The 25,573-nt window shown below is 71.0% G+C and carries 29 protein-coding genes; 12 read left to right on the forward strand and 17 right to left on the reverse strand.

The window, feature by feature from the left end; genetic code table 11:
• The first annotated feature begins 3 nt into the window (after positions 1-3).
• The gene (locus AB0F91_RS30530) at positions 4-1,149 is read left to right on the forward strand and encodes a P-loop NTPase (RefSeq protein ID WP_360603005.1); all 1,146 of its coding nucleotides are present in this window, start codon (positions 4-6) and stop codon (positions 1,147-1,149) included.
• 45 nt (positions 1,150-1,194) lie between these two features.
• Here the strand turns inward: AB0F91_RS30530 and AB0F91_RS30535 are convergent, their stop codons facing one another.
• The 5 genes from AB0F91_RS30535 to sigE form a co-directional block, all read right to left on the reverse strand.
• Positions 1,195-1,695 (reverse strand): hypothetical protein, encoded by a 501-nt coding sequence (locus AB0F91_RS30535; protein WP_360603007.1) that lies wholly within the window; start codon positions 1,693-1,695, stop codon positions 1,195-1,197.
• Between the two features lie 220 nt (positions 1,696-1,915).
• Positions 1,916-2,341, reverse strand: coding sequence for a Sec-independent protein translocase protein TatB (gene tatB, locus AB0F91_RS30540; RefSeq protein ID WP_360603008.1), 426 nt, complete (start codon positions 2,339-2,341; stop codon positions 1,916-1,918).
• Positions 2,342-2,444: 103 nt separating this feature from the next.
• A complete protein-coding gene (locus AB0F91_RS30545) occupies positions 2,445-3,968 on the reverse strand; it encodes a trypsin-like peptidase domain-containing protein (protein WP_360603077.1) in 1,524 nt (507 codons plus the stop codon).
• A 133-nt stretch (positions 3,969-4,101) separates the two neighbouring features.
• Positions 4,102-4,785: a zf-HC2 domain-containing protein gene (locus AB0F91_RS30550; protein WP_360603010.1), complete on the reverse strand. Its 684-nt coding sequence runs from the start codon at positions 4,783-4,785 to the stop codon at positions 4,102-4,104.
• Complete coding sequence (gene sigE / locus AB0F91_RS30555; RefSeq protein WP_360603012.1) at positions 4,782-5,396, reverse strand: RNA polymerase sigma factor SigE; 615 nt, start codon at positions 5,394-5,396, stop codon at positions 4,782-4,784. Before sigE ends, AB0F91_RS30550 begins: the two co-directional genes overlap by 4 nt.
• Positions 5,397-5,586: 190 nt before the next feature.
• On the opposite strand from sigE, the gene AB0F91_RS30560 reads away from it, so the two are divergent.
• On the forward strand, positions 5,587-6,240 hold the full coding sequence (locus AB0F91_RS30560) for an O-methyltransferase (RefSeq protein WP_360603014.1): 654 nt from the start codon (positions 5,587-5,589) through the stop codon (positions 6,238-6,240).
• 4 nt (positions 6,241-6,244) lie between these two features.
• Here AB0F91_RS30560 and AB0F91_RS30565 read toward each other — a convergent pair whose 3' ends face one another.
• On the reverse strand, positions 6,245-7,441 hold the full coding sequence (locus AB0F91_RS30565) for an MFS transporter (protein WP_360603016.1): 1,197 nt from the start codon (positions 7,439-7,441) through the stop codon (positions 6,245-6,247).
• Between the two features lie 64 nt (positions 7,442-7,505).
• Between AB0F91_RS30565 and AB0F91_RS30570 the strand changes: the two genes are divergently transcribed.
• Positions 7,506-8,402, forward strand: a complete 897-nt coding sequence (locus AB0F91_RS30570) for a LysR family transcriptional regulator (RefSeq protein WP_360603018.1) — start codon at positions 7,506-7,508, stop codon at positions 8,400-8,402.
• Between the two features lie 297 nt (positions 8,403-8,699).
• Here AB0F91_RS30570 and AB0F91_RS30575 read toward each other — a convergent pair whose 3' ends face one another.
• The 3 genes from AB0F91_RS30575 to AB0F91_RS30585 all read right to left on the reverse strand — a co-directional run bounded on the left by AB0F91_RS30575 (position 8,700) and on the right by AB0F91_RS30585 (position 10,852).
• Complete coding sequence (locus AB0F91_RS30575) at positions 8,700-9,023, reverse strand: hypothetical protein (protein WP_360603020.1); 324 nt, start codon at positions 9,021-9,023, stop codon at positions 8,700-8,702.
• A 146-nt stretch (positions 9,024-9,169) separates the two neighbouring features.
• Positions 9,170-10,594, reverse strand: a complete 1,425-nt coding sequence (locus AB0F91_RS30580) for a M17 family metallopeptidase (protein ID WP_360603021.1) — start codon at positions 10,592-10,594, stop codon at positions 9,170-9,172.
• A 90-nt stretch (positions 10,595-10,684) separates the two neighbouring features.
• Positions 10,685-10,852 (reverse strand): DUF3117 domain-containing protein, encoded by a 168-nt coding sequence (locus tag AB0F91_RS30585; RefSeq protein ID WP_005155393.1) that lies wholly within the window; start codon positions 10,850-10,852, stop codon positions 10,685-10,687.
• A gap of 199 nt (positions 10,853-11,051) precedes the next feature.
• On the opposite strand from AB0F91_RS30585, the gene AB0F91_RS30590 reads away from it, so the two are divergent.
• On the forward strand, positions 11,052-11,846 hold the full coding sequence (locus tag AB0F91_RS30590; protein ID WP_360603022.1) for an enoyl-CoA hydratase-related protein: 795 nt from the start codon (positions 11,052-11,054) through the stop codon (positions 11,844-11,846).
• A gap of 42 nt (positions 11,847-11,888) precedes the next feature.
• On the opposite strand, the gene AB0F91_RS30595 is transcribed toward AB0F91_RS30590, so the two are convergent.
• Genes AB0F91_RS30595 through AB0F91_RS30615 form a run of 5 tightly spaced genes read right to left on the reverse strand, consistent with a single transcriptional unit; the run spans position 11,889 to position 14,232 of the window.
• Positions 11,889-12,458 carry a DNA-3-methyladenine glycosylase I gene (locus tag AB0F91_RS30595; protein WP_360603024.1) on the reverse strand — a complete coding sequence of 190 codons (570 nt, stop codon included), beginning with the start codon at positions 12,456-12,458 and terminating at the stop codon, positions 11,889-11,891.
• Positions 12,455-12,913, reverse strand: a complete 459-nt coding sequence (locus AB0F91_RS30600; protein WP_360603026.1) for an SRPBCC family protein — start codon at positions 12,911-12,913, stop codon at positions 12,455-12,457. Before AB0F91_RS30600 ends, AB0F91_RS30595 begins: the two co-directional genes overlap by 4 nt.
• On the reverse strand, positions 12,906-13,220 hold the full coding sequence (locus AB0F91_RS30605) for a DivIVA domain-containing protein (protein WP_360603028.1): 315 nt from the start codon (positions 13,218-13,220) through the stop codon (positions 12,906-12,908). Before AB0F91_RS30605 ends, AB0F91_RS30600 begins: the two co-directional genes overlap by 8 nt.
• Positions 13,217-13,891, reverse strand: a complete 675-nt coding sequence (locus tag AB0F91_RS30610) for a permease prefix domain 1-containing protein (protein ID WP_360603030.1) — start codon at positions 13,889-13,891, stop codon at positions 13,217-13,219. The genes AB0F91_RS30605 and AB0F91_RS30610 overlap by 4 nt, the downstream gene beginning before the upstream one ends.
• A gap of 17 nt (positions 13,892-13,908) precedes the next feature.
• Entirely contained in the window at positions 13,909-14,232 is a 324-nt protein-coding gene (locus tag AB0F91_RS30615) for a helix-turn-helix transcriptional regulator (protein ID WP_360603032.1), read from the reverse strand.
• Between the two features lie 140 nt (positions 14,233-14,372).
• On the opposite strand from AB0F91_RS30615, the gene AB0F91_RS30620 reads away from it, so the two are divergent.
• Genes AB0F91_RS30620 through cydC form a run of 4 tightly spaced genes read left to right on the forward strand, consistent with a single transcriptional unit; the run spans position 14,373 to position 19,654 of the window.
• Complete coding sequence (locus tag AB0F91_RS30620; protein ID WP_360603034.1) at positions 14,373-15,539, forward strand: cytochrome ubiquinol oxidase subunit I; 1,167 nt, start codon at positions 14,373-14,375, stop codon at positions 15,537-15,539.
• Between the two features lie 2 nt (positions 15,540-15,541).
• The gene (locus tag AB0F91_RS30625; protein WP_360603036.1) at positions 15,542-16,537 is read left to right on the forward strand and encodes a cytochrome d ubiquinol oxidase subunit II; all 996 of its coding nucleotides are present in this window, start codon (positions 15,542-15,544) and stop codon (positions 16,535-16,537) included.
• Positions 16,538-16,547: 10 nt separating this feature from the next.
• Complete coding sequence (gene cydD / locus AB0F91_RS30630) at positions 16,548-18,101, forward strand: thiol reductant ABC exporter subunit CydD (protein WP_360603038.1); 1,554 nt, start codon at positions 16,548-16,550, stop codon at positions 18,099-18,101.
• Complete coding sequence (gene cydC, locus AB0F91_RS30635) at positions 18,098-19,654, forward strand: thiol reductant ABC exporter subunit CydC (protein ID WP_360603040.1); 1,557 nt, start codon at positions 18,098-18,100, stop codon at positions 19,652-19,654. The genes cydD and cydC overlap by 4 nt, the downstream gene beginning before the upstream one ends.
• Here the strand turns inward: cydC and AB0F91_RS30640 are convergent.
• On the reverse strand, positions 19,587-20,495 hold the full coding sequence (locus AB0F91_RS30640) for a glucosyl-3-phosphoglycerate synthase (protein ID WP_360603042.1): 909 nt from the start codon (positions 20,493-20,495) through the stop codon (positions 19,587-19,589). The genes cydC and AB0F91_RS30640 overlap by 68 nt on opposite strands.
• Before the next feature lie 53 nt (positions 20,496-20,548).
• On the opposite strand from AB0F91_RS30640, the gene AB0F91_RS30645 reads away from it, so the two are divergent.
• A complete protein-coding gene (locus tag AB0F91_RS30645) occupies positions 20,549-21,223 on the forward strand; it encodes a lysophospholipid acyltransferase family protein (protein ID WP_360603044.1) in 675 nt (224 codons plus the stop codon).
• Between the two features lie 4 nt (positions 21,224-21,227).
• Here AB0F91_RS30645 and AB0F91_RS30650 read toward each other — a convergent pair whose 3' ends face one another.
• Both AB0F91_RS30650 and AB0F91_RS30655 read right to left on the reverse strand, forming a co-directional pair.
• Entirely contained in the window at positions 21,228-21,803 is a 576-nt protein-coding gene (locus AB0F91_RS30650) for a TIGR00730 family Rossman fold protein (RefSeq protein WP_360603046.1), read from the reverse strand.
• A complete protein-coding gene (locus AB0F91_RS30655; RefSeq protein ID WP_220246397.1) occupies positions 21,803-22,588 on the reverse strand; it encodes a TIGR00730 family Rossman fold protein in 786 nt (261 codons plus the stop codon). The genes AB0F91_RS30650 and AB0F91_RS30655 overlap by 1 nt, the downstream gene beginning before the upstream one ends.
• A 514-nt stretch (positions 22,589-23,102) precedes the next feature.
• On the opposite strand from AB0F91_RS30655, the gene AB0F91_RS30660 reads away from it, so the two are divergent.
• The 3 genes from AB0F91_RS30660 (at position 23,103) to AB0F91_RS30670 (ending at position 25,547) form a co-directional block, all read left to right on the forward strand.
• Entirely contained in the window at positions 23,103-23,414 is a 312-nt protein-coding gene (locus AB0F91_RS30660) for a M28 family peptidase (RefSeq protein ID WP_360603048.1), read from the forward strand.
• Positions 23,415-23,491: 77 nt separating this feature from the next.
• Positions 23,492-24,547: a chitinase gene (locus tag AB0F91_RS30665; RefSeq protein ID WP_360603050.1), complete on the forward strand. Its 1,056-nt coding sequence runs from the start codon at positions 23,492-23,494 to the stop codon at positions 24,545-24,547.
• A gap of 142 nt (positions 24,548-24,689) precedes the next feature.
• The gene (locus AB0F91_RS30670; protein WP_360603052.1) at positions 24,690-25,547 is read left to right on the forward strand and encodes a YceI family protein; all 858 of its coding nucleotides are present in this window, start codon (positions 24,690-24,692) and stop codon (positions 25,545-25,547) included.
• Positions 25,548-25,573 lie beyond the last annotated feature (26 nt).

The raw sequence follows: 25,573 nt of genomic DNA on the forward strand, positions 1-25,573 counted from the left end.
CAGGTGACGAGTACACAGCAGTTCCCCAGCGTCGAAGACGTCCGCACCGCGCTGAAGGACGTGTACGACCCCGAAATCAAAAAGCCGATCACCGACCTCGGCATGGTCAAGGACGTCGTGGTCGGCGAAGACGGCGTGGTCGCCGTCGGCATCTACCTCACCGTGGCCGGCTGCCCGCTCAAGGCGACGCTGACCGAGGACACCACCAAGGCCGTCAAGAAGCTTCCCGGCGTCGCCGACGTGCGGGTGGAGCTCGACGTGATGACTGACGAGCAGCGCACCGAGTTGCGCAAGTCGCTGCGTGGCGACTCCGCCGAGCCGGTGATCCCGTTCGCGCAGCCGGGCTCGATGACCCGCGTGTACTGCGTCGCGTCGGGCAAGGGCGGAGTCGGCAAGTCGTCGGTCACCGTGAACCTGGCCGCCGCGATGGCCGAGCGCGGCCTGTCCGTCGGCGTCGTGGACGCGGACATCTACGGCCACTCGATCCCCCGCATGCTGGGTGCGCGTGAGAAGCCGACCAAGGTCGAAACGATGATCATGCCGCCGCAGTCGCACGGCGTGAAGGTGATCTCGATCGGCATGTTCACGCCGGGCAACGCGCCCGTCGTGTGGCGCGGCCCGATGCTGCACCGCGCGCTGCAGCAGTTCCTCGCCGACGTGTTCTGGGGCGACCTGGACATCCTGCTGCTGGACCTGCCGCCGGGCACCGGCGACATCGCGATTTCGGTGGCGCAGCTGATCCCCAACGCCGAGATCCTCGTGGTCACCACTCCGCAACAGGCCGCCGCCGAGGTGGCCGAGCGCGCGGGCGCGATCGCGATGCAGACGCGCCAGCGCGTGGCCGGCGTGATCGAGAACATGTCGTGGCTGGAGACGCCTTCGGGCGAGCGCATGGAGATCTTCGGCTCCGGCGGCGGCCAGGCCGTGGCCGACTCCCTGTCGAAGTCCGTGGGCTCGACCGTGCCGCTGCTGGGCCAGGTGCCGCTCGACCCGCGCCTGCGTGAGCAGGGCGACGAGGGTACGCCGATCGTGCTGGCGGAGCCGGACGCGCCGGCGTCACTCGTGCTCAAGGAAGCGGCGAAGAAGCTCACCGTCCGGGCCCGCGGCCTGGCGGGGATGATGCTGAACGTCAGCCCCGCCGGCCGCTGAGCCTGGCCGCTCGAACCGTTCGAACCGCTGGGTCCGCGCCTGAGGTCAGGAGGCCCGGACGGTCGTCAGGAGGGTCTTTTCGGCGCCCAGCGTCACCGCGGTGGCGCCGGGCTGCGTGACGGCCCAGTCGACGTTCGCGGAGTCGCCGGGGCCGACGGCGGTGGCGGCTTCGGGGTGGCCGTCGACGTTCACGTCGACCTGCTGGTCCGAGAAGAGCACGACCCGGACGCGGTCGCCGACCTGCACGTCGACAGTGCCGGCGGGCGGGTTGATCTTGCCCTTGGCCCAGTCGAGCGTGATCAGGACGTCGACGTCGGGCACGCCGGTCTGGGCGCCGCGCTTCACGTAGGTCTGATCGCCGGCCGGGGCGTTCAGCGTGCTGCTCGGGGACGGGGAGCCGGACGGGCCGCCGGTCGTCGCGGGAGCGGGCACCGACGTGTAGGTGGCCGGTGGCTGGGTGCTGGGCTCGTCGTCCGCGGTGCACCCGGCGGCCAGGACACCCGCTGCAGCGATGATTGCGGCGAGGGCGCCCGCACGGCGTGACATTTCAGAGACCTCCAGGGTCGTTATGGGCGGTTCGCCCGAGGCTACCCAGGAAGTTCGTTTCGTCATGCGAGAGGTCGGGTCACGTCGGGCCGGCCGCCACACCGGCAACCCGCCACAGCCAACTCGCCCGTTCCCGGCGCCGCAAGTCGGCACGCAAGAGACGTCGCGTGGTCCGGCCGAGGTCACACCCTGACGGGTCGCAAGGCGACGGACCCGGCGCTCAGGTGGCGTCGGGGTCGACGGGGGGCCGCTCGCCCGGCTTGAGCGGTTCGGCCTGCGACGTGGCGCTCTGCGGCTTCACGGCATGAGAACCGTTGGAGCCGTTCGTCCCGTTCGAACCGTTCGTGGAGTTGAAGCTGTTGAGTCCCAACGGATCCGCGTCCCCGTCGAACAGGTGCTGGGTGACGACCCGCTTGGGGTCGAAGTTGCGCAGCCCACGCAGGTCTTCCAGCGGCTTGCGGAGCTGGTCGAACTCCGGCCCCATCTCCTCGCGCAGCTGCGCGCGCGCACCGTTGGCGAACTCGCGGACCTTGCGCACGCTCTTCGCCAACCACGACGCGGCTTCCGGAAGGCGCTCCGGGCCGAGGATGAAGAGACCGGCGACGATGAGCACGAGGATCTCGCCCCATCCGACACTGTCGAACACCCGTGAACCTCCGCTCGGTGCTTCCCCGGTCAGCGTACCCGGGCCGCCCCGCGTTCCGGCAGGCCCGAAGGAGGAAGCGGGGCTTAAGACGATGTGACGTCGATCAGTCGGACCCGAGAGTCACATCGACAACCAGCACCGCGCCGGCTCGCGCGAGCTGCACCGGCACGACCTCGCCGACGTCGTGGTTGCGGACAGCCACAGTCAGCTCCGCGGAGTCGCGCACCAGCCGGTCGCCGATCTTCGTGATCACGTCGCCCTCCTTGATGCCGGCCGCGGCCGCGGGACCGTTGGGCTCCACGTTCTTCACCTGCGCGCCCATCGTGGACGAGCCGGCAACCGTGGAGGACGCGTTGATGCCGATGTCCGCGTGGACGACCTTGCCGTCCTTGATCAGCGCCTTCGCGATCTTCATCGCGTAGTCACTCGGGATGGCGAAACCGATGCCGATGCTGCCGCCGTCGGCGCTCGACGAGCGGATCGACGAGTTGATGCCCACCAGCGCGCCGGTGGAGTCGACGAGGGCGCCACCGGAGTTGCCGTGGTTGATGGCGGCGTCGGTCTGGATGGCCGCGTAGGTCACGGGCGGCTCGCCGCTGTCGCCGCCGGCCGTGATCGGCCGGTCGAGCGCGCTGACGATGCCCGAAGTCACGGAGTTCTGCAGCGCCAGCGGAGAACCGACGGCGATCACGGCGTCGCCCACCTGCAAGTCGGACGACTTGCCGATCTGCATCACCACGGGGTTGGTCACGTTGACCTTCACCACGGCGAGGTCGGTCTTCTGGTCGGAGCCGACGACCTTGGCCTCGGTGCGCGTGCCGTCGTTGAAGATCGCGGTGATCTTCACGGTCGGGTCGGCGACGGCCGTGGTGACGACGTGCTCGTTGGTGAGGATGTAGCCCTGCGGGTCGATCATCACGCCCGAGCCCTGCTCACCGGAGTCGGCGCCGGGCTTGAAGACCTCGAGCGACACGACCGCGGGCGACACGCGCTTCGCGATGTCGGCGATCGACCCCGGCGGGCGTTCCTTTGACGCTTCGGCCTCGGAGATCGTGGCGCTGCCGGTGAGCGCCGAACCCGTGTCGGCGATCCACCAGCCGACGAGCCCGCCGACGGCACCCACGAGCAGCGCCACCACACCGAGCAGCGCCAGGGCCTTCGGCTGCACGCGGCGGCCGAAGAGCACCTCGGGCAGGCTCAGCAGCGCACCGGACGGGCGTTTGCGGGGCTTCTCCTCGTCCTCCACGGGCATCGCCGGGCCGGCCAGCACCGCGCCGGCCGCGGGATCACGCCACGGGTCGCGCGTGTCCGTCCACAGGGGATCCTCGGGCGCGGGCTGCTCGCCGGTTGCCTCGCGCGGGCGCTCCAGCACCACACCTTCGGCACCCGGCGGCCGGCGGAACGCCTCCGCGAGCGACTCGGGCGTGGGCGGGGCCAGGTCGAGGTTGCCCTTGCCGTTGGTGGCGGGCGTGTAGAGCTTGTCGAACGCGCCGTCGACGCCGTGCGGCCTGCCGAACACCGCTTCCTGCGCCGGGTCCACGGCGGGGCGGTCGAGCGGCCGGGGCCCCAGCCGGTCGTCGCCCGCGGCAGGCGGCTGGGCGGAGTTCGCGTTCGGCTGCTCGGTCATCATTCCCCGGGGCTGAGATCAGGTGGCTGGGCGTGACGATACCCAAGCCTCGACGTCCGAGTCTGCCCAGACGACGGTGAAATGGCTGTTGCCCCGCACCGCTACCTCCCCCTGGAGAAGCGGTGCGGGCGGCTCAGCGAGCCGGAACCGGGGTCAGCCGCTCGACCACCGGCGTGGCGGTGGTCGAGGTCGGAGACGGGGGCGGCAGCGTCGGCTCGGAACGGGGTACGGCCATCTGGGCGGGCAGCAGGTTCGCGTTGGGCTGCGGCACGCCGCCGGTGTCCGGGGCGCCCTCGCCGCTGTCCGCGGTCGTGCCGACGAGGGCCAGCGCGCTCAGCACCAGCCCGGAGACGACGACGCCCGCGCCTTGGGCGGCGCGCTTACGGGTGAGGGTGAAACGGCCGCCGCCGAGCACGTGGGACGAGTGCCCGAGCGGCGTTGACGAGCCCAACGGGGCAGTACCTCCCAGAACCCCCGCGTCACGCAGGCCCGCGACCCGGTCCGGCCGCTGGATGGCGACGAGCTGGCCGTCGGCCGTCATCGCCAGGTTGTCGGGAGTGCCGGGCAGTTCGGTGTGGTCCGGGATCGACCGCAGGCTCGCGAGGAAGCCGGCCGACATCGACGGCTCACCGGCGCGCTTCACGGCCTCGACGGCCTGCCGCTGGGCGGCGACCTCGGCAGCGCACCCCGGGCAGCGGGCGATGTGGGCCGACGCGCGGTCCTGCGCGCCGAGCGACAGCTCGCCGTCGACCAGGGCGACCACGACGTCGGGAAGCAAGTGCGACTCGGGGAGACCCCACCCTCGCGCAGCGGTCATACCGGCACCTTCACAGACTCGTCCCGAAGCGCACGGCGGCGCTCCAGCGACGCACGCAACGCCTGCCGGCCGCGGTGGATGCGGCTGCGGACGGTGCCGAGCTTGACACCCAGCGTGGCACCGATCTCCTCGTACGAGAGGCCTTCGACGTCGCAGAGCACCACGGCGGCCCGGAACTCCGGGGGCAGCTCGTCGAGCGCCTCCTGCAGGTCGGGGTCCAGGTGCGTGTCGGTGTAGACCTGTTCGGGGCTCGGGTCGTCGCCGACGATGCGGTCGGTGTCGTCCGGCAGCCCCTCCATGCGCACGCGCGAGCGGCGGCGCGCCATGTCGAGGAACAGGTTCGTGGTGATGCGGTGCAGCCAGCCCTCGAAGGTGCCCGGCTTGTACGACGCGAGCGAGCGGAAGACGCGGATGAACGTCTCCTGCGTGAGGTCCTCGGCGTCGTGCGTGTTACCGGTGAGGCGGTAGGCCAGGCGGTAGACGCGGTCGGCGTGTTCGCGCACCACCTCGTCCCAGGACGGGGGCGTCCAGGTGGCCTCGCCCGAGTCCACGGTCACCGGCTCGGGTTCCGACTTGTCGGCGTTCTGCATCAGGGGAGCAGGCACCTCCATCTGCGACTCTCCTCTTCTGCTCAGCCAACGCTGCTCTCGGGCACGGTGTTCCCGCGCGCTCGAGATTGAGTTTGTCGGGTCTCCTTATGGTTCTAGTGAGACGGGACTGAGAGCAGGCTGAGAAGTTATTTCGGCGGGCTTACCAGGGAGCCTTCGCTGATTTATCGACAAGCAACGCTAACCTTCGCGCGTGAGTTCCGGGACGCATGCGGCCTCGGCGGCCGAGCCGGTCGGCGCCGAGTACGTCGACGGGTACCTTCCCGACGACGACGTACTGGCCGCGGCGCGGGCGCGCGCGGCCGACCTGGGCTGCGCCCCGCTGGCCTCGGGGGCGGGCGCGACCTTGCGTTTCCTCGCCGCGACGCTCGGCGCGCGGGCCGTGGTCGAGGTCGGCACGGGGGTCGGCGTGAGCGGCCTGCACCTGCTGCGCGGGATGGCTCCCGACGGCGTGCTGACGTCGATCGACCTCGAGCCGGAGTACCAGCGCGCGGCGCGCAAGACCTTCCTCGAAGCCGGTATCCCGCCCTCCCGCACGAGGCTGATCGTCGGCCGCGCCCTCGACGTGCTCCCCCGGCTCACCCCCGGTGGCTACGACCTGGTGTTCGTCGACGCGGCGCGCCTCGAGTTCCCGAACTACTACGAGCAGGGCGTCTCGCTGCTGCGCCGCGGCGGGATCATCGCCTTCCACAACGTGCTGGCCGGCGGCCGCGTCGCCGACCCGTCGCGCCGGGACCCGGAGACGCTCGCCCTGCGTGAGGTCGCGCGGGCGATGCGAGAGGACGAACGTCTGGTCCCGGCCCTATTGCCGGTCGGTGGCGGGCTGCTGGTGGCGGCGGTCGGCTGAGTGCTCACGTGTGGGCCAGCTCGCGCGTGCGGACGTGGACCGTGGTGCCCACCCCGACGGCCGCCGCGGCGAGCACGAGCCACACGGCCACGGCGGCGATGAGCCAGGCCCAGCCGGCTTCGCCGTAGATCACCGCGCCGACCGCGCCGCCGACGCTGCTGCCGAGGTAGTACATGAGCGTGTAGAAGCCGCCGGTCTGGCCGCGCGCGTTCTCCGGCGCCTCGGCGGCGGCCCAGCTGTTGGCGATGGCGTGGGCGGCGAAGAACGAGCAGGTCAGCACTACGAAACCGACGGCGACCATGGCCACGGAGTCCGGGATCGTGAGCGCGGCGCCGACGGCCATGAGCAGCAGCGCGCCGATGATCGCGCGGCGGCGGCCGATCCTCGTCGCCAGCCGGTTGGCCGTCGCCGAGGAGACCGAACCCAGCGCGTAGGCGAGGAACACGAGTGACGCGATGGCCGGCGAGAGGTGCAACTCGCCGGTGAGCCGGAAGCCGGCGGCGTTGTAGAGCGCGACGAACGAGCCCATGGCCAGCAGCGCGACGGCGTACTGGGCCAGGAGCACGGGTTTGCGCACGGCGTGGAGCAGGCCGATGCCGACGGCACGCAGCGATTGGCGGTCTTCCTGGTGCTGTCGACCCCTCGGCAGCGCGACGACGGTGACGATCGCGCAGGCCAGCGAGATGCCGGCCACGACGTACAGCGCACCACGCCAGCCCAGCGGGCCCGCGGTGAAGCCCGTCGCGAGGCGGCCGGTCATGCCGCCGATGGAGTTGCCGGCGATCATCGCGCCCACCGCCGCCGCGACACCGACCTTGCCGAGCCGTTCGACGAGGTACGCCGTGGCGACGCCGGGGAACCCCGCGATCGCCACGCCCTGGACGGCACGCAGCACCAGCATCACCGAGTACGACGGCACGAGCGGCAGCAGCAACCCCAGCACCGCCGAGAGCACCACCGAAGCGATGATCACCGACCGGCGCCCGACCACTTCGGACAGTGCCGCGATGGGCAGCACGGAGATCGCCAGCGCGCCCGTCGCCACGCTCACCGCGAGCGACGCGCCACCGGGGTCGAGGTGATACTGCTGCGCGAGCTGCGGCAGCACCGGCTGCGGCGCGTAGAGCAGCGCGAACGACGTGAACCCGGCAGCGGCGACGGCGACCTTGACCCGGACGGTGGTGCTGGCTGTAGTGGTCACGTCTGCCGAAAGTAAGGAGAGCTAACCAATACGTCCAATACGGTCATGCGCGATAATCCATACCGTGACGCATGAACGCCTGACTTCCCAGCTCGCACCCCATCTGTTGCTCCTCGCGACCCTGCGGAGCACGAGGAACGTCACACGCACAGCCGAGCTGCTGGGTGTGCCGCAGCCCACGGTGAGCCGTCGGCTGGCCGCGCTCGGCGAGTCGTTGGGGGCGCCGTTGACGGTGCCGGACGGGCGGGGGATCCGGCTGACGCGGGCCGCGGAATTGCTGGCGGAGGCGGCCGAGCGGGCGCTGGCTTCCGTCGACGCGGGGGCGCGGCTGGCGCGGGAGGAGATCGAGCCGGAGAGCGGGCGGGTGGTGCTGGGGTTCCTGCACCTGCTGGGGAGGTCGTTGGTGCCGTCGTTGCTGCGGGGGTACCGGGCGCAGGTGCCGGGGGCGCGGTTCACGTTGGTGCAGGGATCGCGGCAGGAGATGGTGGACCGGCTGGCCGGCGGGGAACTGGATTTGGCGTTGCTGGCGCCGGTTCCGTCGGATGTGGTGTTCGAGACGGCGGTGTTGTCGACGCAGCCGATTTTGTTGTCGGTGCCTTCGGGGCATCGGCTGGCCGGGCGCGCGGGGGTGCGGATGGAGGAGCTGGCGGATGAGGAGTTCGTGTTGCTGGAGCCCGGGTATGGGTTGAGACGGATCACGGACGAGTTGTGCGCGGCTGCCGGGTTCTCCCCGAGGATCGCGTTTGAGGGGCAGGAGTCGGACACGGTGCGGGGGCTGGTGGCGGCCGGGTTGGGGGTGGCGTTGTTGCCGCATTTCGAGCCTGGGGCGCCGGCCGGCGTGGCGGAGGTGCCGATCGAGCCGCCGGTGGGGAGGACGATCGGGTTGGCTTGGCGGAGAGGGGAGCCGGTCAGCCGGGCTGTGGGGATTTTTCGGGAGTTCGTGCTGGGGATGGTGGGGTGAGGTTGGACCTCGGTGTTCGGTTCTCGGTCCTCGAAGGGCGTGTTGCGGTTGGGGGTGCACCCCGAAGCTGGATTGTGTTGACGGCCGCGAAGAGGCTTCGGATCGGGGTGCCGGGGCGGGTCTGGGTGCAGGTTCCGCTGCGTGGACGGGCAGCGGTGGGGAGGGACGCAGCCTGGGACGCGGCCTGGGTGGGTGGTGAGCTGGGTGGGCAGGCGGCCGGCCGTTGGGCGGGGACGCCAAAGCGCCCCGATGTGGCGTTCGGTGCGTTGAGTGCACCTATCGTGGCGTTCGGTGCGCTCAACGCACCCAACGCCGCATTGGGGTGCGGCGGGCACAGGTGGCATTTGCGCAGCGGAGCGGGGGCTGGGGTTCAGGCCTGAGAGTCGCGTTGCGGGCGAGGGCGGCGGGGTTTTCTGTTGCCTCATCGCCAGCCGGCAAGGGGACTTCGACCGGGGCGGTGGTCAGGTCCTTCGCGTCGAGGAGGGTGTCGGCGACGGAGCGGGCGGATTCTGCCGCGACGCCGGTGCGGATGAAGAATCCGGCGCGGGACAGCGTGAGGGGGCCTTCGAGCAGGGCCGCTCCCAGGCGTTCGGCTTCGGTGAGGTCCATGTCCAGCGTCACGCGGTCGACGGTTCTGGATATGAGCATGCGGGCCAGCCTGGGCAACTGGGGCGGGGGTGGGTGGAGACGCCAAAGCGCCCCAATGTGGCGTTCGGCGCGCTCAACGCAACGAACGCCGCATTGGGGCGCGGGGTAGGAGCTGAGGGCTAGGCCGAGTAGGAAGCGGCGAGTTCCACCAGGGTGCGGGCGGCGAAGCCGGAGGCGCCGGGGACCACGTCGTCATACGTTTTGTCGGCGCGGGCGGGGCCGGCGATGTCCAGGTGGGCCCAGGGCAGGCCGGCGGTGAACTCGCGGAGGAAGAGGGCGGCCATGATGCCGCCGGGGCCGCCAGGAGCCTGGCGGACGTCGCCGAGTTCGCCTTCGATGCCGGTGGCGTAATCGTCGACCAGGGGCATGCGCCACCAGGATTCGCCGGCGCGGGTGCCCGCTTCGACCACGCGGGCGGCCAAGTCGTCGTCGGTGGAGAACAGGCCGCCGGTGCGGAGCCCGAGGGAAACCTTCATGGCGCCGGTGAGGGTGGCGGCATCCACGACGAGGTCGGGCTTGTACCGCTCGATCCCGTAGGCCAGGGCGTCGGCCATGACCATGCGGCCCTCGGCGTCGGTGTTGCCGACCTCGGTGGTGCGGCCGCCGTAGTGGCGGACGACGTCACCGGGGCGGTACGAACCACCGGAGACGTGGTTCTCGGCGGCGGGCACCAACGCCGTCACGCGCACGGCCAGACCCAGCGCGGCGATGGCGCGCATGGAGGCGATCACGGCCGCGCCGCCCGCCATGTCGGTGCGCATGAGGTGCATGCCGTCTGCGGGCTTGACCGACAGACCACCCGTGTCGAACGTGATGCCCTTGCCCACGAACAGCAAGTGGGTCTTCGCGCCGCGCGGACGATATTCGAGCTCGATCAGGCGCGGCGGGGAGTCCGAGCCGCCGCCGACCGCGAGCACTCCGCCGAAGCGGTTGTCCGCGAGCCACTTCTCGTCGCGCACGTGCACCGTCACCGCGGCCGAGCCGACGACCTTCGCGGTGGTGTTCGCGAGCCACGCGGGGTTCTTGATGTTCGACGGCGCGTTGGCCAGGTCCCGCGTCAGCGAGGCAGCGGCCGCCAGCTCACGAACGCGCGCGACCTCATCCGCGTACGCCGCGGCCGAAGGGCCCACCAGCCGGACGGTCTGCACCGCCGGCTTCGGGTCCTCTGTGGTCACCACGAACCGGTAGCCGCCCAGGAACAAGCCCATCGCGAGCTCACCGACCTGCGCGGCGGACACGTCCTCGGGCAGCCCCACCTGGACGGTCCGAACCGGCTGGTCCACCGAGGACACCGCGCGCGCCAGCGCCGCCCCCGCGCGGCGGTAGTCGCGCGGCTCGCCCGCGCCGAGACCCGCGACCCAGCGAACCTCGCCGTCGGCCGGGACTTCCTGCACGTCACCCGCCCTGCCGGTCGCTTTCACCCCGCCGAGTTCCACCTCGGCGGACGAAAGCGCCAGCACCACTTGCGGGGCCCCGCGCCGGAACGCGTCGACGACCTCGATCTCGGGCAGTTTGGTCGGAACAGGCGGTAGCGAGTTACGCACAGTGAGCAACCTTCGGGCGCAGATGAACCGCGACCCCGGCCTCCATGAGGAGACCGGGGTTCGGTGAGTGGATGGGGAGGGGAGCCGGAATCAGCCGGTGACCTCCTGAAGTGCCGCGCCGAGGTCCTTCGCTTCTTCCGCGGAGAGCTCGACGACGAGACGGCCGCCACCTTCCAATGGCACCCGCATCACGAGGCCCCGCCCCTCCTTGGTCACTTCGAGGGGACCATCTCCGGTCCGGGGCTTCATGGCCGCCATAGCGTGCTCCCTCCGTCTCAACCGGCGCGCCCGGGTCGCGCACTCCCATGCCAGCCGGGTCTTGACCCCCATTGTCCCTCATCAGCGGCCGGGCGCGAACGCGGACCGATCATTTGCCGCCGTATCGGTGCTGGTATGCGCCACGCGGGGCTGAAACACTCGGCGGAGGACCCACGATTACGCCAAGAGGAGCACCACAGTGACCACACCCGACGTCCTCCTGACCGCCGACGCCGAGGGCGTGCGCACCCTGACCCTGAACCGGCCGGAGGCGTACAACTCGCTGACCGTCGAGCTCAAGGAACGGCTGCTCGCCGAGCTGCGCGCCGCGGCCGACGACGCGGACGTGCGCGCGATCGTGCTCACCGGCGCGGGCAAGGCGTTCTGCGCGGGACAGGACCTGAAGGAACACGTCGGGCTGCTGCAGGCGAACGACCCGGCCCCGCTGCACACGGTGAGCGACCACTACAACCCGATTGTCAAGGCCATCGTGGACATGCCGAAGCCGGTCATCGCCGCGGTCAACGGCACGGCCGCCGGTGCGGGCGCCGCGTTCGCCTACGCGAGCGACCTGCGGATCGCCGCCGAGTCGTCGTCGTTCCTGATGGCCTTCGCGAACGTCGGGCTCGGCCCGGACTCCGGCGCGTCGTGGACGCTGCAGCGGCTCATCGGCCTCGGCCGCGCCGCCGAGCTGATGCTGCTGGCCCGCACCGTCGACTCCGCCGAGGCGCAGCGCATCGGTCTGGTCGGTGAGGTCGTGCCCGACGAGGAGCTCGCCGCGCGTGCCCAGACCGTGGCCGCGAAGCTCGCCGCCGGCCCAACGGTGGCGTACTCGAAGATCAAGCACGTGCTCGCGATCTCCGCGCAGTCCTCTCTGGACGAAGCGCTGGCGGCCGAGGACGAGGCCCAGACCGCGCTCGGCGCCACGGCCGACCACACCGAGGCCGTGGAGGCCTTCGTCGGCAAGCGCAAGCCGAACTTCCAAGGCAAGTAGAACTCGAGAGGTGGTCCGTCCGGTTCCGACCGGACGGACCGCTCACGAGCGCTTCGCCCGGAAACAGCCCGAGACGTGGTCGTCGACCATGCCGGTCGCCTGCATCAGCGCGTAGCACGTCGTCGGACCGAGGAACGCGAAGCCGCGCTTCTTCAGCTCCTTCGCCATGGCCTTCGACTCGTCGGTCACGGCCGGCACGTCGGCCATCGTCCGCGGCCGCTTGTGCTCAGCCGGGGCGAACGACCACAGCACCTCGTCGAGCGGCACGTCCAGGTCCGCGATCGCGCGCGCGTTGTTGATGGCCGCCAGGATCTTCGCGCGGTTGCGCACGATGCCGGCGTCGGCCATCAGCCGCTCGATGTCGGCGTCGCCGAAGCGCGCGACCTTCGCCGGCTGGAACTCGCGGAACGCTTTGCGGAAGTTCTCCCGTTTGCGCAGGATCGTGATCCACGACAGTCCCGACTGGAACGACTCGAGGGTGAGCCGCTCGTACAGCGCGGCCTCGCCGTGCAGCGGCGTGCCCCACTCCTCGTCGTGGTAGGCCGTGTAGTCCGGCGTCGAGTTTCCCCAGGAGCAGCGCTTGACGCCGTCCTGGCCCAGCAGCTCCGTCACCGCTCACCGACCGAATAGTCCTGCACGAACTTCGCGAACCTCTTCATCGAGTGGTGCACCCCCAGCGCGAACGCCGGGCGCACCACGGGCCAGCCGAGGCGACCGATCAGCCCGAACGGCAGGTCGAGGTGCTCGGCCCAGACGAACGTGGAACGCGTCGGCCCGTTGGCCACGACCTGGAACGCCGCCGTGCCGCGCACCAGGCTGCCGAGGTGGCGCATGGTCACCCGCAGCGGCGGCTCCCACGCGGTGACCTCCATGGTGTCGGTGAACCCGATGCCGGCAATCCCCGTGGTGGCCGCGATCTTCGAGCCGACGCTGCGCCCGTTGCCCTCGAGTACGCGCACGGTCGTGCCGAGCACCCACTCGCCCTGGCGCGGCCAGTCGGTGAGCGCCAGCCACGTCGTGCCCGCCGGTGCCTCGACCTCGACGGACAGGATCAGGTCACTACTCACCCGCGGGCCTCGGCTCCGGCTGGGCCGCCTCGAGCTCCGCAACGCGGCCGCGCAGCTCGTCGAGCTCCACGCCGAGCCGGCGCATCACCCAGTCCACTTCGGACATCTTGTACCCGCGCAGCACGAGCTGGTAGCGCACGTGACGCACGTCCTCTCCCGTGATGTCCTCGGCAGGCAGGCGCGTGGGCGAGCTGCCCGGCGGCAGCGGGGCCAGCTCCTCGCCTCGGCCGAACACCACGGCGGCGAGCAGGAACACCACGGCGGCCACCAGCAGCATGACTACGAGGTAGATCAGCGCGGTCGTCACGCCACGATCGTGGCACACCGACCCCAGGAACGTCGCGCGAGCACGACCAGACGCACCGACAGCAGTACATACGCCACCATCAGCAACACGCACGGAACGCTGAGGAACAGCCGCGAGACGTCCACGAAGCCCGTCGCCACCACGAGAGTGAGCACCGAAGCGAGGTTCACGCCGACGGCGCCGGCGATGAAGAACCCGCACGTGCGCGCCAGGCGGACGCCGTCGACCCGGCGGCTCAGCCAGCGCGCGCAGACCAGCGCGATGAGGCCCACAGCCGGAACCACGAACACCGCGCCGTGCGAGAAATGCGTGGCCACGCGGTACCACTCGGGCGTCGGGGTCGACAGCCGCGTCCAGTCGCCGAAGGTGAGGATCCGGGCGAAGTCCCAGGAAAGCTGCATCGCGGGCACGCCGAGCACGAGCTTCCACAGCGTGCGCACGCCGCTGTGCATGGACAGCTCTGCCTGGTAGTCGTCGGCCACCACGTCGACACCGCCGAAGTCGGCCACCGCGCGGCGCTCGGCTTCTTCGGCCGGCCAGCCGCCTTCGCGGTACGCGTCGGCCGCGTCGTGCAGGCCGTCGCGCGCTTCGGCGAGCAGGTCGTCCTTGGTCGACCGGCAGCCGACGAGCCGCCGGTCGAGGTCGGTCAAGTACCCCTCGATCGCATTCACGCGGACCTCCCCCGCCGTCATGCCTCCGCCCGCAGGACGCCGCCGATCACCGTGGTGAACTCCTGCCACTCTGCTCGCTCGGCGGCGAGCGCCTGCTGCCCGGAACGGGTGAGCCGGTAGGTGCGGCGCTTGCGCCCCGACACCACGTCCCACTCGCTGGCCAGGTAGCCGGCCCGCTCCAGCCTGCGCAGCGCCGGGTACACGGTCCCGGTCGGCAGGTCGAGCGCGCCGTCGCTCCGCAGCGAGAGCGCCTCGATGATCGCGTAACCGTGCAGCTTCCGGCCATCGAGCACAGCCAGCAGCAGCGCGTCGAGGTGACCGCGCAACGTGTCCGCCTTCATAGGTGGGCAGTCTACTCATGTCGTCTCCGGAAGCGTAATCCTCCGTTCCATGCCGGACACCCGGGTAAAACCCTGAGATGACCCGGATCTCATAGATTTCTCTGCTACATGTAGCCGAGCTACCTATACACTCGCTCGCCATGGACCCCCTACCCATAGCGAGACTCCAGTTCGCGACCACGACGTCGTTCCACTTCCTGTTCGTGCTGCTCACTCTGGGCCTGGTGACCGTGACAGCGGTCATGCAGACGCGCGCGACTATCAGCGGCACCGCGCAACTGCTCCGCATGACCCGGTTCTGGGGCCGGCTGTATGTGATCAATTACGCGCTGGGCATCGCGACCGGAATCGTGATGGAGTTCCAGTTCGGGCTCACCTGGACCGGCCTCTCCGCATTCGCCGGCGACGTATTCGGCGCGCCGCTCGCGATCGAGACGCTGGTGGCGTTTTTCCTCGAGTCCACTTTCCTGGGGCTGTGGATCTTCGGCTGGGGCCGGCTCAACAAGTGGCTGCACCTGGCGCTGATCTGGCTGGTCACGCTCACCGCGTACGCCTCGGCCCTGTTCATCATGGTCGCCAACTCATTCCTGCAGAACCCGGTCGGCAGCCACCTGCAGGGCGGCGTGCTGCGCCTCGACGACTTCGGCGCGCTGCTCACCAACCCCGCACTCGTGGCGTCGCTACCGCACGTGATCGGCGGCGCGCTGATGACCGGCGGCTTTTTCGTGGCCGGCGTGAGCGCGTACCACTTCCTCAAGCGCTCCGCGGAGGTCGACTTCTTCTCCCGGTCGATGCGGATCGGCGTGGTCACGGCGCTGATCGGCAGCATCGTCACGATCAACCAGGGCTTCGAGCAGTTCGGCGAGCTCGCGAAGTACCAGCCGGACAAGCTCGGCGAGAGCGCCGTCGGGGTACCGCTGGCGGCGATGATCGGGATCGGGTTCGTCGCGTTGCTGTGCTCGCTGGCCGGGACGATCCTGCTGATCCGCAACTGGCTGATGCGCGCGCGGTTCCTGCACTACCTCATGGTCCCGGCGATCGCGCTGCCGTTCGTGGCGGCGATCTGCGGCTGGCTCGTGCGGGAGATCGGCCGCCAGCCGTGGCTGGTCTGGGGCAAGCTGCGCACCGCCGACGCGGTCGCCGACGTGCCCGGCGGCCAGGTCTTGTTCTCCTTCGTCGCGTTCGGCGTGCTGTTCGCGGCGCTCGCCGTGGCCGACTGGGTGCTGCTCTCGCGGATCGCGCGGCGCGGACCGGAGACCGAAGAAGCGCCCGTCGAGCCCGAACTTCCCGTCCTGAGCGGAGTCTGACGATGACAACCATCTGGTGGGGTGTGCTCGGGCTGCTGCTCGGCGGGTACTTCGCGCTGGCCGGCTACGACTACGGCGTCGGCTTTCTGCTCCCCGGCCTCGGCCGCGACGAGGCGAAGCAACGGCGGGCACTGGGTGCGCTCGGGCCGTTCTTCCTGGCCAACGAGGTGTGGCTGATCGCCGCCGTCGGGGTGCTGTTCGGCGTGTTCCCGCACCTGGAGGGCCGCGTGTTCGCCGGCGCGTACGTGCTGGTGGTGACGCTGCTGCTCGGGCTCGTCACGTTCACCTCGTCTGTGCAGTTGCGCAGCCGCCGGCCCGACGCGCGCCGCGGGCCGTGGTCGTTCGGCATCACGGCGGGCGCGCTCGTGACCACGCTGGCGTGGGGCCTGTTCCTGGGCAACCTCGTGCTCGGCCTGCCGGTCGACGCCCGGGGCAACCCCGTGGACGACGTGCTCGCGCTGTTCGACCCGTACGCCGTGTTGTGGGGGCTCGGGTTCGTGGCGCTGTTCGGGCTGCAGGCGGCGGTGTTCCTCGCCGTGCGCGGGCCGGCGGAGCTCGTCGGCCGGGCGGCGCGGTTCGCGAAGACGTTCGCGACGCCGGTCGGCACGTTCCTCGTGGTGGCCACGGCGTGGGGTGCGCCGGCGGTGTCGGGGACCTCGTGGGCCGCGATCGTGGTGACGGCGGTGGCGTTCGCCGCGTTCGGGACCGTCCTGTTCGGACTTCGGGCCAAGCGGTACCGGCTCGCGCTGCCCGCGGCGATGCTGCTGTCGGCCACCCCGGCGTTGGTGGCGGGCGCGCTCCGGTTCCCGACGATTCTGGTGTCCACTTCGGACCCCGGGTACGCGCTGACCGTTTCCGACGCCTTCACCGCACCTGAGACGGCGGAGCTGCTCGCGTGGTTCGCGGTGCCCGTGCTCGTGGTGCTGGTGGTCGTGCAGTGGCTGACCTGGCGGGCGAACCGCGGGCCCGTCGACCGGCAGTCGTTGCTGCACTTCTAGAGGGGGAGAAATGTCGTCACTGCCCGGCTCGCGCCGATACCTGGTCCTGCTCGGAATCCTCGGCGCGTTGACCGCCGGCGCGGTCCTGCTCCAGGCCGAAGGCCTCGCGACGCTGCTCACCGGTGGCGGCTTGGGCGCCACGCTCCTTGTCGCCGTGGGTGCGCGGGTGCTGCTGACGCTGGGGCAAGGCGTGCTCACCGGCCGGTTCGCGGCCGACGCGCAGGCCGGACTTCGCCGACGGTTGCTCGGGTCGACCGCCGACGCCGGCGTGGTCACCACGCAGGTCACGAAGGGCGTCGACGCGACCACGGTGTACCTCACCGGCTACCTGCCGGCGCTCGCCGCGTCGGTGCTCGTGCCGGTCGCCGTGGTGGTGCGGCTGGTCACGACCGACCTCACGTCGGCGCTGATCGTGGTGGCCACGCTGCCGTTGATCCCGGTGTTCGCGGCGCTGGTCGGGGCTCGCGCGAAGGCGCGAACGCAACGGCAGTGGGCGCTGCTCATGCGGCTGGGCGGGCACTTCCTCGACGCCGTGCGTGGCCTGCCCACGTTGAAGCTCTTCGGCCGCGCCCGCGCGCAAGCCCAGCACGTGCGCGCGATGGCCGACGCGCACGCGGACGCGACGCTGGGCACGCTGCGCGTCGCGTTCCTGTCGTCGCTGGTCCTGGAACTGGTGGCCACGCTGTCGATCGCGCTCATCGCCGTGCCCATCGGGTTCCGTCTGCTGGAGGGCTCCCTCACCGCGCACACCGCCATGCTCGTGCTGGTGCTCGCGCCCGAGGCGTACCTGCCGCTGCGCGCGGCGGGCGCGAAGTTCCACGCGGCAGCCGAAGGGCTCACAGCTTTGCGCGAAGCGCTGTCCACGCCCCGGCCGGCCCGGCGTGGTGGCGCGGTGACCCGGCCGGCGGGGCCGCCGGAGATCGAGTTCGCCGGTGTTTCCGTGCACTACGGCGAGGTCACCGCACTGTCCGAAGTAGACCTGACGATCGGCCGAGGTGACCACGTCGCCATCACCGGGCCGAGTGGTTCCGGGAAGTCGACGCTGCTGGCCGTGCTGCTCGGGTTCGTCACGCCGACAAGCGGCCGGGTGCTCGTGGACGGCGTCGACCTGCGGTCCCTCGACCACCCGGCCTGGCTGCGGGACACGGCCTGGCTGCCGCAGCGGCCGACGTTGTTCAGCGGCACCGTCGCGGAGAACATCGCGCTGGGGTCCGGAGCCGACGTGCGCTCCGCCGCCCGCGCTGCCGCGCTCGACGACGTGGTCGCCGAGCTGCCCGAGGGCTACGCGACGCGCATCGGCGAGCTGGGCACGGGATTGTCGGCGGGGCAACGGCAACGCGTCGGCCTCGCTCGCGCGCTCGCCCGCACCGACGCCGGGCTGGTGCTGCTCGACGAACCCACCGCGCGGCTCGACCGGCGCACCGAACAGGCGGTGCTCGACGGGACACGGCAGTTGCTTCCTGGTCGCACGGCGTTGTTCGTCGCGCACCACCCCGCGTTGACCGCGATGGCCACGCGTTCCGTCCCGCTCGTGGGCGGCCGGGTTCCGCTGGGGGTCCGGTGAACGCCGCACGGCTGCTCCGGGCCGCGCTGCTCGCGGCCGGGGCCGAGGTCTCCGGACTCGCGTTGACCGGCACGGCGGCGTGGCTGCTCATGCGGGCGGCCGAGCGGCCGCCGCTCGCCGCACTGACCGTCGCGATCGTGGCGGTGCGCGTGTTCGCCCTGGCCCGCGGCGGCCTGCGGTACGCGGAGCGCCTGGCCGGGCACGAGGTCGTGCTGCGTTACCTCGGCGCGTTGCGAGCCCGGGTGTACGCGGCGCTCGTGCCCCGGCGCGTCGCCGAACACTCCGGTGCCGACCTCGTGACGCGGCTGGTGTCCGATGTGGACGCGGTGCAGGACGCCGTGCTGCGGCTGGCGCTTCCGGCCGCAGTGGCTGCAGTCGTGGGCTTGGCGCTGGCCGTGGTCACGGCGTTCGTGAGCCTCCCGGCTGCCGCCGTGCTCGTGGCCGGGCTGCTCATCGCCGGTGGACTGCTGCCGTGGCTGGCCGCGCGGGTCACGGCGAAGAGCCAGGCGCTCACCTCGCCCGCGCGGCAGGAGCTGGCCGAGCGCACGATCGAGCTGGTCACCGGCCGCCACGAACTGGTGGCTTACGGCGCCGAACGCCAGGCCGTAGCGGCCGCCGACACCGTGATCCACGGGATCACCGCGCGGGCCCACAGCGTCTCGACCCGGCTGTCCGCGCTGACCGCGGCCGGCGCCTCCATCCAGCTCGCGACGACCGCGGCCGTGGCGCTCCTGGCCGGCTCGAGTCTGCCGGTGACCGCCGCGTTGACCCTGGTTGTGCTGGCACTGTTCGAGATCGTCCTGCCCCTGACCGCCGCGGCCCAGCGCGGGCCGGAGCTGCGGACATCGCTGGGCCGCGTGCGCGAACTGCTCGCGACGGCCCCGCCGGAAACTCCCGAATACACCGGGCCGGGTCACCTGAGGCTGAAGAACGTGACGGTCCAGCACCCGGGCCGCCAAGCCGCCCTCACCGGCATCGACCTCGACCTCCCACCGGGCACCCGGCTGGGCGTGCTCGGCCCGTCAGGCGCCGGCAAGACCACCCTGCTCCACGTCCTGCTGGGCTTCACCGCGCCCACGTCCGGTCAGGCCACAGTGGACGGTCACCCGATCCACGGCCCCAGCCCCCGGGTGGTCTCCGGCGCCCTCGCCGACGACCACGTCTTCGCCACCACCGTCCGCGAAAACCTCCTCGTCGCCGCGCCGAGAGCGACCGACGAAGACCTCCGCAGCGCCTGCGCCGTCACCGACCTCGACGTCCCCTTGGACCGCGACGCCACCACGCTGTCCGGCGGCCAGCGCCAGCGCCTGGTCCTCACCCGCGCCGTCCTCGCCGCCCCGCCGGTCCTGGTCCTCGACGAGCCGGTGGAAGGCCTCGGCGAAACCCACGGCGACGAGGTCCTCGCCCGCGTCCTCGCGCACGCGAAAGGCACCGTCGTCCTCGTGACGCACCGCCCTGAGCACCTCGGCAGCTTCGACCGCTTGCTCAGCCTCGAGGACGGGCGGCCCGCAGCTGCGCCATCGGAGGCCGGTCCAGCACAGGGATCTCGCTGACGTCGGGCAACCACTCCCCCGACACCTGCACGAACTGCGTCAGCCGCGCGTCGGCGTCGGTCGGCACACCGCAGCGCGCCAGGGCCGTGCCGAGGATCTGCCGAGCCATCACGCCCAGCTGCAGCAGCGAGCGGTTGCGGTGCTTGCGGACGCCGAGGTTGACCTGGGCGAGCCCGTCGAGGCCGTAGCGCTCCTCGGCGTCCAGCAGCAGGCCGATCTCCACGCCGTAGCCGCCGGCGAAGGGCACCGACTCGAAGAACTCACGCGTGCCCGCGTACTCGCCGCCGAGCGGCTGCACGAGCTCGCCCAGCGCCGGGCGCAGCGCGGACAGCACGGGCCGGGCGAGCAGCTCCGTGACGCGGCCGCCACCCGTGCTCTCCAGCCGCAGCGGACGCCGATAGAAGCCCTTGACCAGGTGCACGCCGGGTGCGGTCAGCAGCGGCCCCAGCAGCGCCGGCACGAACGCCGGGTCCGGGTCCACGAGGTCCGAGTCGAGGAAGACCACGAGGTCGCCGGTCGTCGCCGCCAGCGAACGCCACAGCACCTCGCCCTTGCCGGGGCGCGGCGGGAGGTCGGGCAACACGTCCTCGCGGCGCACGGCGCGTGCTCCGGCAGCGGCAGCGACCTCGACGGTGGCGTCGGTGGAGCCGGAGTCCACCACCACCAGCTCGTCGACCACGGTGCCGAGCAGTGGCCGCACCGACGCGACGACGGTACCGACCGTTCGCTCTTCGTCCAGCGCCGGAAGCACCACCGAGACCGTGCGGCCACGCTTGGCCGACAGGATGTCCGCGGGCGTCCACGCGGGTTCCTGCCAGGTGCGACGTTCGAACCAGCTCATCGGCCGATCGTGCCATGCTGGTGCCACCGACCTGTCCGCCGGAGGGAGACCCCTTGCTGCCCCTGCTCGTCCGTTTCGTGCTCGGCCCGCTGGTCCGCGCGATCTACCGCCCCGAGGTCGAGGGCGTGGAGAACGTGCCGGCCGACGGACCGGTGCTGCTCGCGGCCAACCACCGCGCGGCACTGGACACCGGCGTGATCACCTTCACCACGCCGCGCAAGGTGCGTTTCCTCAGCAAGGCCGAGTACTTCACGGGCACGGGCCTGAAGGGCCGCTTCTTCGCCAGCTCGCTCGACGCGCTGGGTTACATCCCCGTCGAGCGCGGCAGCGCCTCCGCCGGCCTCGCCGCGCTGGAAGCCGGCCGCCGCGTGCTCGAAGACGGCGGCGTGTTCGCCATCTACCCCGAGGGCACCCGCTCGCTCGACGGCCGCCTGCACCGCGGCCACACCGGCGTCGCGGCGCTCGCGCTGTCCACCGGCGCGAAGGTCGTGCCCGTCGCGCTGTGGGGCACCGAAGGCATCCAGCCGAGCGGCTCGAAGATCCCGCACGTGTGCAAGATCAAGATCAAGTTCGGCGCCCCGCTCGACTTCTCGCGCTACGAGGGCCAGGACTCGTCGTCGGCCATCCGCCGCTCCGTGACCGACGAGGTCATGTACTCGATCCTCGAGATCTCGGGCCAGGAGTACGTGGACACCTACCACAAGCGCCCGAGCGAGGGCGCCGCCTGAGCGGTCAGTCCCACTTCGGGGGCGCAGGTGGCGTGTAGTCCGCGAACCGGTCCAGCAGCGCCGACGCGTCGGAGTCGACCAGCAGCAGGTCGCGGTAGCCGGCACCCAGGAACCCTTCGGTGACCATGTGGTCGGAGAAGGACACGAGCGGGCTGTAGTAAGCGCCGACGTCGACGAGGCCGATGGGCTTCGCGTGCAGGCCGAGCTGGGCCCACGTCCACACCTCGAACAGCTCCTCCAACGTCCCCGCGCCGCCGGGCAGCGCGAGGAACCCGTCGGACAGCGCGGCCATCTTGGCCTTGCGCTGGTGCATGTCGGGGACCACGTGTAGCTCGGTGAGGCCCGCGTGCGCGATCTCGACGCTCGACAGCGCCTCGGGGATCACGCCGATCACCTCACCGCCCGCGGCCAGCGCGGCGTCGGCGACCACGCCCATGGTGCCGACGCTCGCACCGCCGTACACGAGGCCGATGCCGCGCTGGGCCAGCAGCTTGCCCAGTTCGGCGGCGGCCTCCGCGTACGCCGGGGAGAAGCCCATCGAGGACCCGCAGAAAACGCAGACCCGGCGCAACGAGCTCATCAGTGGGTGTCCTCCCAGGCCTGATACGACTCCTCGACCACGCGCACGGCGTCGTCGATGTCGTCGGTGAGGTGCAGCAGGTCGAGATCCTTCTCGCCGATCTTGCCGCCGTCGAGCACCGACTTCGAGATCCAGTCGTAGAGCCCGCCCCAGTACTCGGTGCCGAACAGCACCACCGGAAACTTCGTCACCTTCTTGGTCTGGACCAGCACCAGCGCCTCGAACAGCTCGTCGAGCGTGCCGAAGCCACCGGGCAGGCAGATGAAGGCCTGCGAATACTTGATGAACATCGTCTTGCGCGCGAAGAAGTAGCGGAAGTTCACACCCAGGTCGACCCACGGGTTCAGGCCCTGCTCGAACGGCAGCTCGATCCCGAGGCCCACGGAGAAGCCGCCGGCCTCGTTCGCGCCGCGGTTCACGGCCTCCATCGCACCCGGGCCGCCACCGGTGATCACGGCGAAGCCGGCTTCGGCGAGCGCACCGCCGATCTTGCGACCCAGGTCGTACTCGGGGTCGTCGCGCTTGGTCCGCGCGGAGCCGAATACGGTCACCGCGCGCGGCACCTCCGCGAGCGCGCCGAAGCCCTCCACGAACTCGGCCTGGATGCGCAGCACCCGCCACGGGTCGGTGTGCACCCAGTCACTCGGGCCGCGCGCGTCCAGGAGCCGCTGGTCGGTGGTGCTGCCCTGGTCACGCCGGTCGCGCCGAAGCACGACCGGGCCCTTGTGGCGCTCCACCGGGCGCTCGGGGTACTGGCCGTCCGGAAACTCAGACTGTTCACTCACCAACCCAGCCTACGGGCCGTCCCGCCAGGCAGAACCCCAGCGTCGCCACCATCGGGCGACGCCGGTGACGGCGAGGTGAACGGTCCCTTGTGGACCACCGGTCCACACCTACCCACGGCCGGTTCACGGCAAGTCCCGACGAAAGTAGCCCCGTGTACCGCTAAACGCCCTGAGTTTCAAGGGTATTTCGCGGTTGATTAATGCCTGGGTAATGCTTACCTAGGCCGTTCGGAGCAGTGATCGACCCTGTGACGAATCTTTTACTCACGGTGATCATCCCCGTCCCCGAAGGGAACCCGAGGACCGGCACAAGAGGGATCACCGCAGGCCTGGCCACCGCTGGGCTCGCCCTGTCCGCGCTCACCATCCCGGCGGCGCCCGCGTCGGCCACACCCCCACCGGCCGACCCACTGGCCGTGGGCTCGCTCGCGCAGCCGTCCGTCGCGTCGGCCGCGGTGGCGCCGGACATTTCGCTCGCCAACATCGCTCGGCCGGCGGCGGCCACACGGCCTCGGTGTCCTATGTGGAGGGCAAGCCGCGCACCGCCGGCTACACCGTCGCTCGCCAGACGTGCACGAGCTGCGCCGGACGCACGCAGAACCTCGTCGAGGAGTGGCCGAAGGGCGTCGCGAACCGCGTGCTCATGCCGGGCGCGCACCTCCACATTGTGAGCGCCGGGCCGGGCAGCAACGACAACGGTTCCGGCAGCGCGTCGATCGTCGAAGTCGCGCTGACGCCGGCGCGCACCGACCCGGCGATGGCCCAGCGCCAACCCAGCCTGCTTGTCCAGATTACTAATTTGTCTAGACCACACGTTCGCAGGTAGTCAACTGCTCCATACGCCGCCTACCGTTCCCGGAACGCCGCGTGCTGGGACAGCCTTGTCGCGAGACGGGAGCCGGTATGTTCGGTCGCAGGTCACGGATCTTCGGCGCGGTGCTGGCCGCCGCGCTCGCCTTGCCGTTGGCGGGGCTCACGGGGACTGCCGGCGCGTCGGTGCAGGCCGACATGTGCGCGGCGAAGTCCAAGCCCGCCGGGAAGGTGCTGCAGGGTTACTGGGAGAACTGGGACGGCGCCGCCAACGGTGTCCACCCGGGCCTCGGCTGGGTCCCGATCACCGACGCGCGCATCGAGTCCCACGGCTACAACGTGATCAACGCGGCCTTCCCCGTCATCCGATCCGACGGCACAGTGCTGTGGGAAGACGGCATGGACGCCGGCGTGAAGGTGGCGACTCCGGCCGACATGTGCGCCGCGAAGGCCTCGGGCGCCACGATCCTGATGTCCATCGGCGGCGCGGCGGCGGGCATCGACCTGTCCTCGTCGACGGTGGCGGACAAGTTCGTGAGCACGATCGTGCCGATCCTCAAGAAGTACAACTTCGACGGCATCGACATCGACATCGAGACCGGCCTGACCGGCAGCGGGAACATCAACTCGCTCTCGGCTTCGCAGGCGAACCTCATCCGCATCATCGACGGCGTGCTCGCGCAGATGCCGTCGAACTTCGGCCTCACGATGGCACCCGAAACCGCCTACGTGACCGGCGGCAGCGTCACCTACGGCTCGATCTGGGGCTCGTACCTGCCGATCATCAAGAAGTTCGCCGACAACGGCCGTCTGTGGTGGCTGAACATGCAGTACTACAACGGTTCCATGTACGGCTGTTCGGGCGACTCGTACGAGGCCGGCACCGTGCAGGGCTTCACCGCGCAGACGAACTGCCTCGCCGAGGGCCTGGTCGTGCAGGGCACGACGGTGACGGTGCCGCTCGACAAACAGGTACCAGGCCTCCCGGCCCAGCAGGGCGCGGGCGGCGGGTATATGGCGCCGGACCTCGTCTCGCAGTCCTACCGCGCCGTTTCGGGCGTGAAGGGCCTGATGACCTGGTCCATCAACTGGGACGGCTCGAAGAACTGGACATTCGGCGACAACGTCCGCTCGCTCGAAGGCCGCTGAAACCCGGCGCCGGGGTCTGCAACACTCAGGCCCCCACGCCGGAACCGCTCCTGGGCTTCCCGGCGGCTTCAGCGTGACGCAACCCGGGTTCTGTTGACGGCGCTGATAACGTGCCCCGACAAAGTCGAGCAGAGGAGACGACGTGTTCGGGCGCAAGCGACACAACGGACAGCGTGGCGGCCCTGTGACGTTCAACGCCGAAGCCGGACTCCTCAGCGTGCGGGTCGGCGATGAGAACGGCCGCCCGCTCCCGGGCACGCAGATGGTGATGCTGCACAAGCGCACCCAGCGTCAGACGAAGGTCGTCGCGGACGAGTTCGGCCTGGCAGTGAGCACCTTGGCGGCCGGGACGTACGCGGTGTCGGTGAGCGCGCGGGGCTATCAGGCGAAGAACAGCACCGTCGAGGTCGTGAGCGGCGACCACACTTCCCTCGATGACCTGCGGCTCGTGCCGGACGAGAACCGCCAGCTGCCCGACCCGGGCGAATGGGTGCTCGACCCCGACCACACGGCCATCCGGTTCATCGCGCGGCACATCGGGCTGTGCGAGGTGCACGGCCGGTTCCGGAGCTTCGAAGGCAGCATCGTCGTCGGCAAGCAGATCGAGGACTCCACCGTCGAGGTCGTGATCGACGCCGCGAGCATCGACACCTCGGCCGACAAGCGCGACGAGCACCTGCGGTCCCCGGACTTCCTCGACGTGCGCCGCTTCCCGCAGATCCGCTACCACGGGCACCGGTTCCGCCGCGCGCCCGGCGACCGCTGGAGCATCGACGGCACGCTCAACCTGCACGGAGCCAGCCGCGGCGTGCGGCTGGACGCCGGCTACCTGGGCCTGCGGACCTGGAACGGCGACCGGCTCGGGGCCGTCGCCACGACCGAGCTGCACCGCGAGGACTTCACGATCAACTGGCAGCAGACGCTGGCCAAGGGCCTGGTCATGGTGGGCTCGACGATCGAGATCAAGCTCGACATCCAGGCCGTTCGCGCGGGAACGTGAGTCCCGCTCGGCCGCGACCGCCACGT

The organism is Amycolatopsis sp. NPDC023774 (assembly GCF_040639695.1).
In the GTDB taxonomy this organism is placed as follows: domain Bacteria; phylum Actinomycetota; class Actinomycetes; order Mycobacteriales; family Pseudonocardiaceae; genus Amycolatopsis.

Coding starts and splice junctions, on each gene's coding strand:
- cydD (WP_360603038.1), top strand. CDS start 16,548: ATGTCGTCACTGCCCGGCTCGCGCCGATACCTGGTCCTGCTCGGAATC.
- AB0F91_RS30535 (WP_360603007.1), bottom strand. CDS start 1,695: ATGTCACGCCGTGCGGGCGCCCTCGCCGCAATCATCGCTGCAGCGGGT.
- AB0F91_RS30665 (WP_360603050.1), top strand. CDS start 23,492: ATGTTCGGTCGCAGGTCACGGATCTTCGGCGCGGTGCTGGCCGCCGCG.
- AB0F91_RS30650 (WP_360603046.1), bottom strand. CDS start 21,803: ATGAGCTCGTTGCGCCGGGTCTGCGTTTTCTGCGGGTCCTCGATGGGC.
- AB0F91_RS30620 (WP_360603034.1), top strand. CDS start 14,373: ATGGACCCCCTACCCATAGCGAGACTCCAGTTCGCGACCACGACGTCG.
- AB0F91_RS30625 (WP_360603036.1), top strand. CDS start 15,542: ATGACAACCATCTGGTGGGGTGTGCTCGGGCTGCTGCTCGGCGGGTAC.
- AB0F91_RS30640 (WP_360603042.1), bottom strand. CDS start 20,495: ATGAGCTGGTTCGAACGTCGCACCTGGCAGGAACCCGCGTGGACGCCC.
- sigE (WP_360603012.1), bottom strand. CDS start 5,396: ATGGAGGTGCCTGCTCCCCTGATGCAGAACGCCGACAAGTCGGAACCC.
- AB0F91_RS30585 (WP_005155393.1), bottom strand. CDS start 10,852: ATGGCGGCCATGAAGCCCCGGACCGGAGATGGTCCCCTCGAAGTGACC.
- AB0F91_RS30550 (WP_360603010.1), bottom strand. CDS start 4,785: ATGACCGCTGCGCGAGGGTGGGGTCTCCCCGAGTCGCACTTGCTTCCC.
- AB0F91_RS30615 (WP_360603032.1), bottom strand. CDS start 14,232: ATGAAGGCGGACACGTTGCGCGGTCACCTCGACGCGCTGCTGCTGGCT.
- AB0F91_RS30545 (WP_360603077.1), bottom strand. CDS start 3,968: ATGACCGAGCAGCCGAACGCGAACTCCGCCCAGCCGCCTGCCGCGGGC.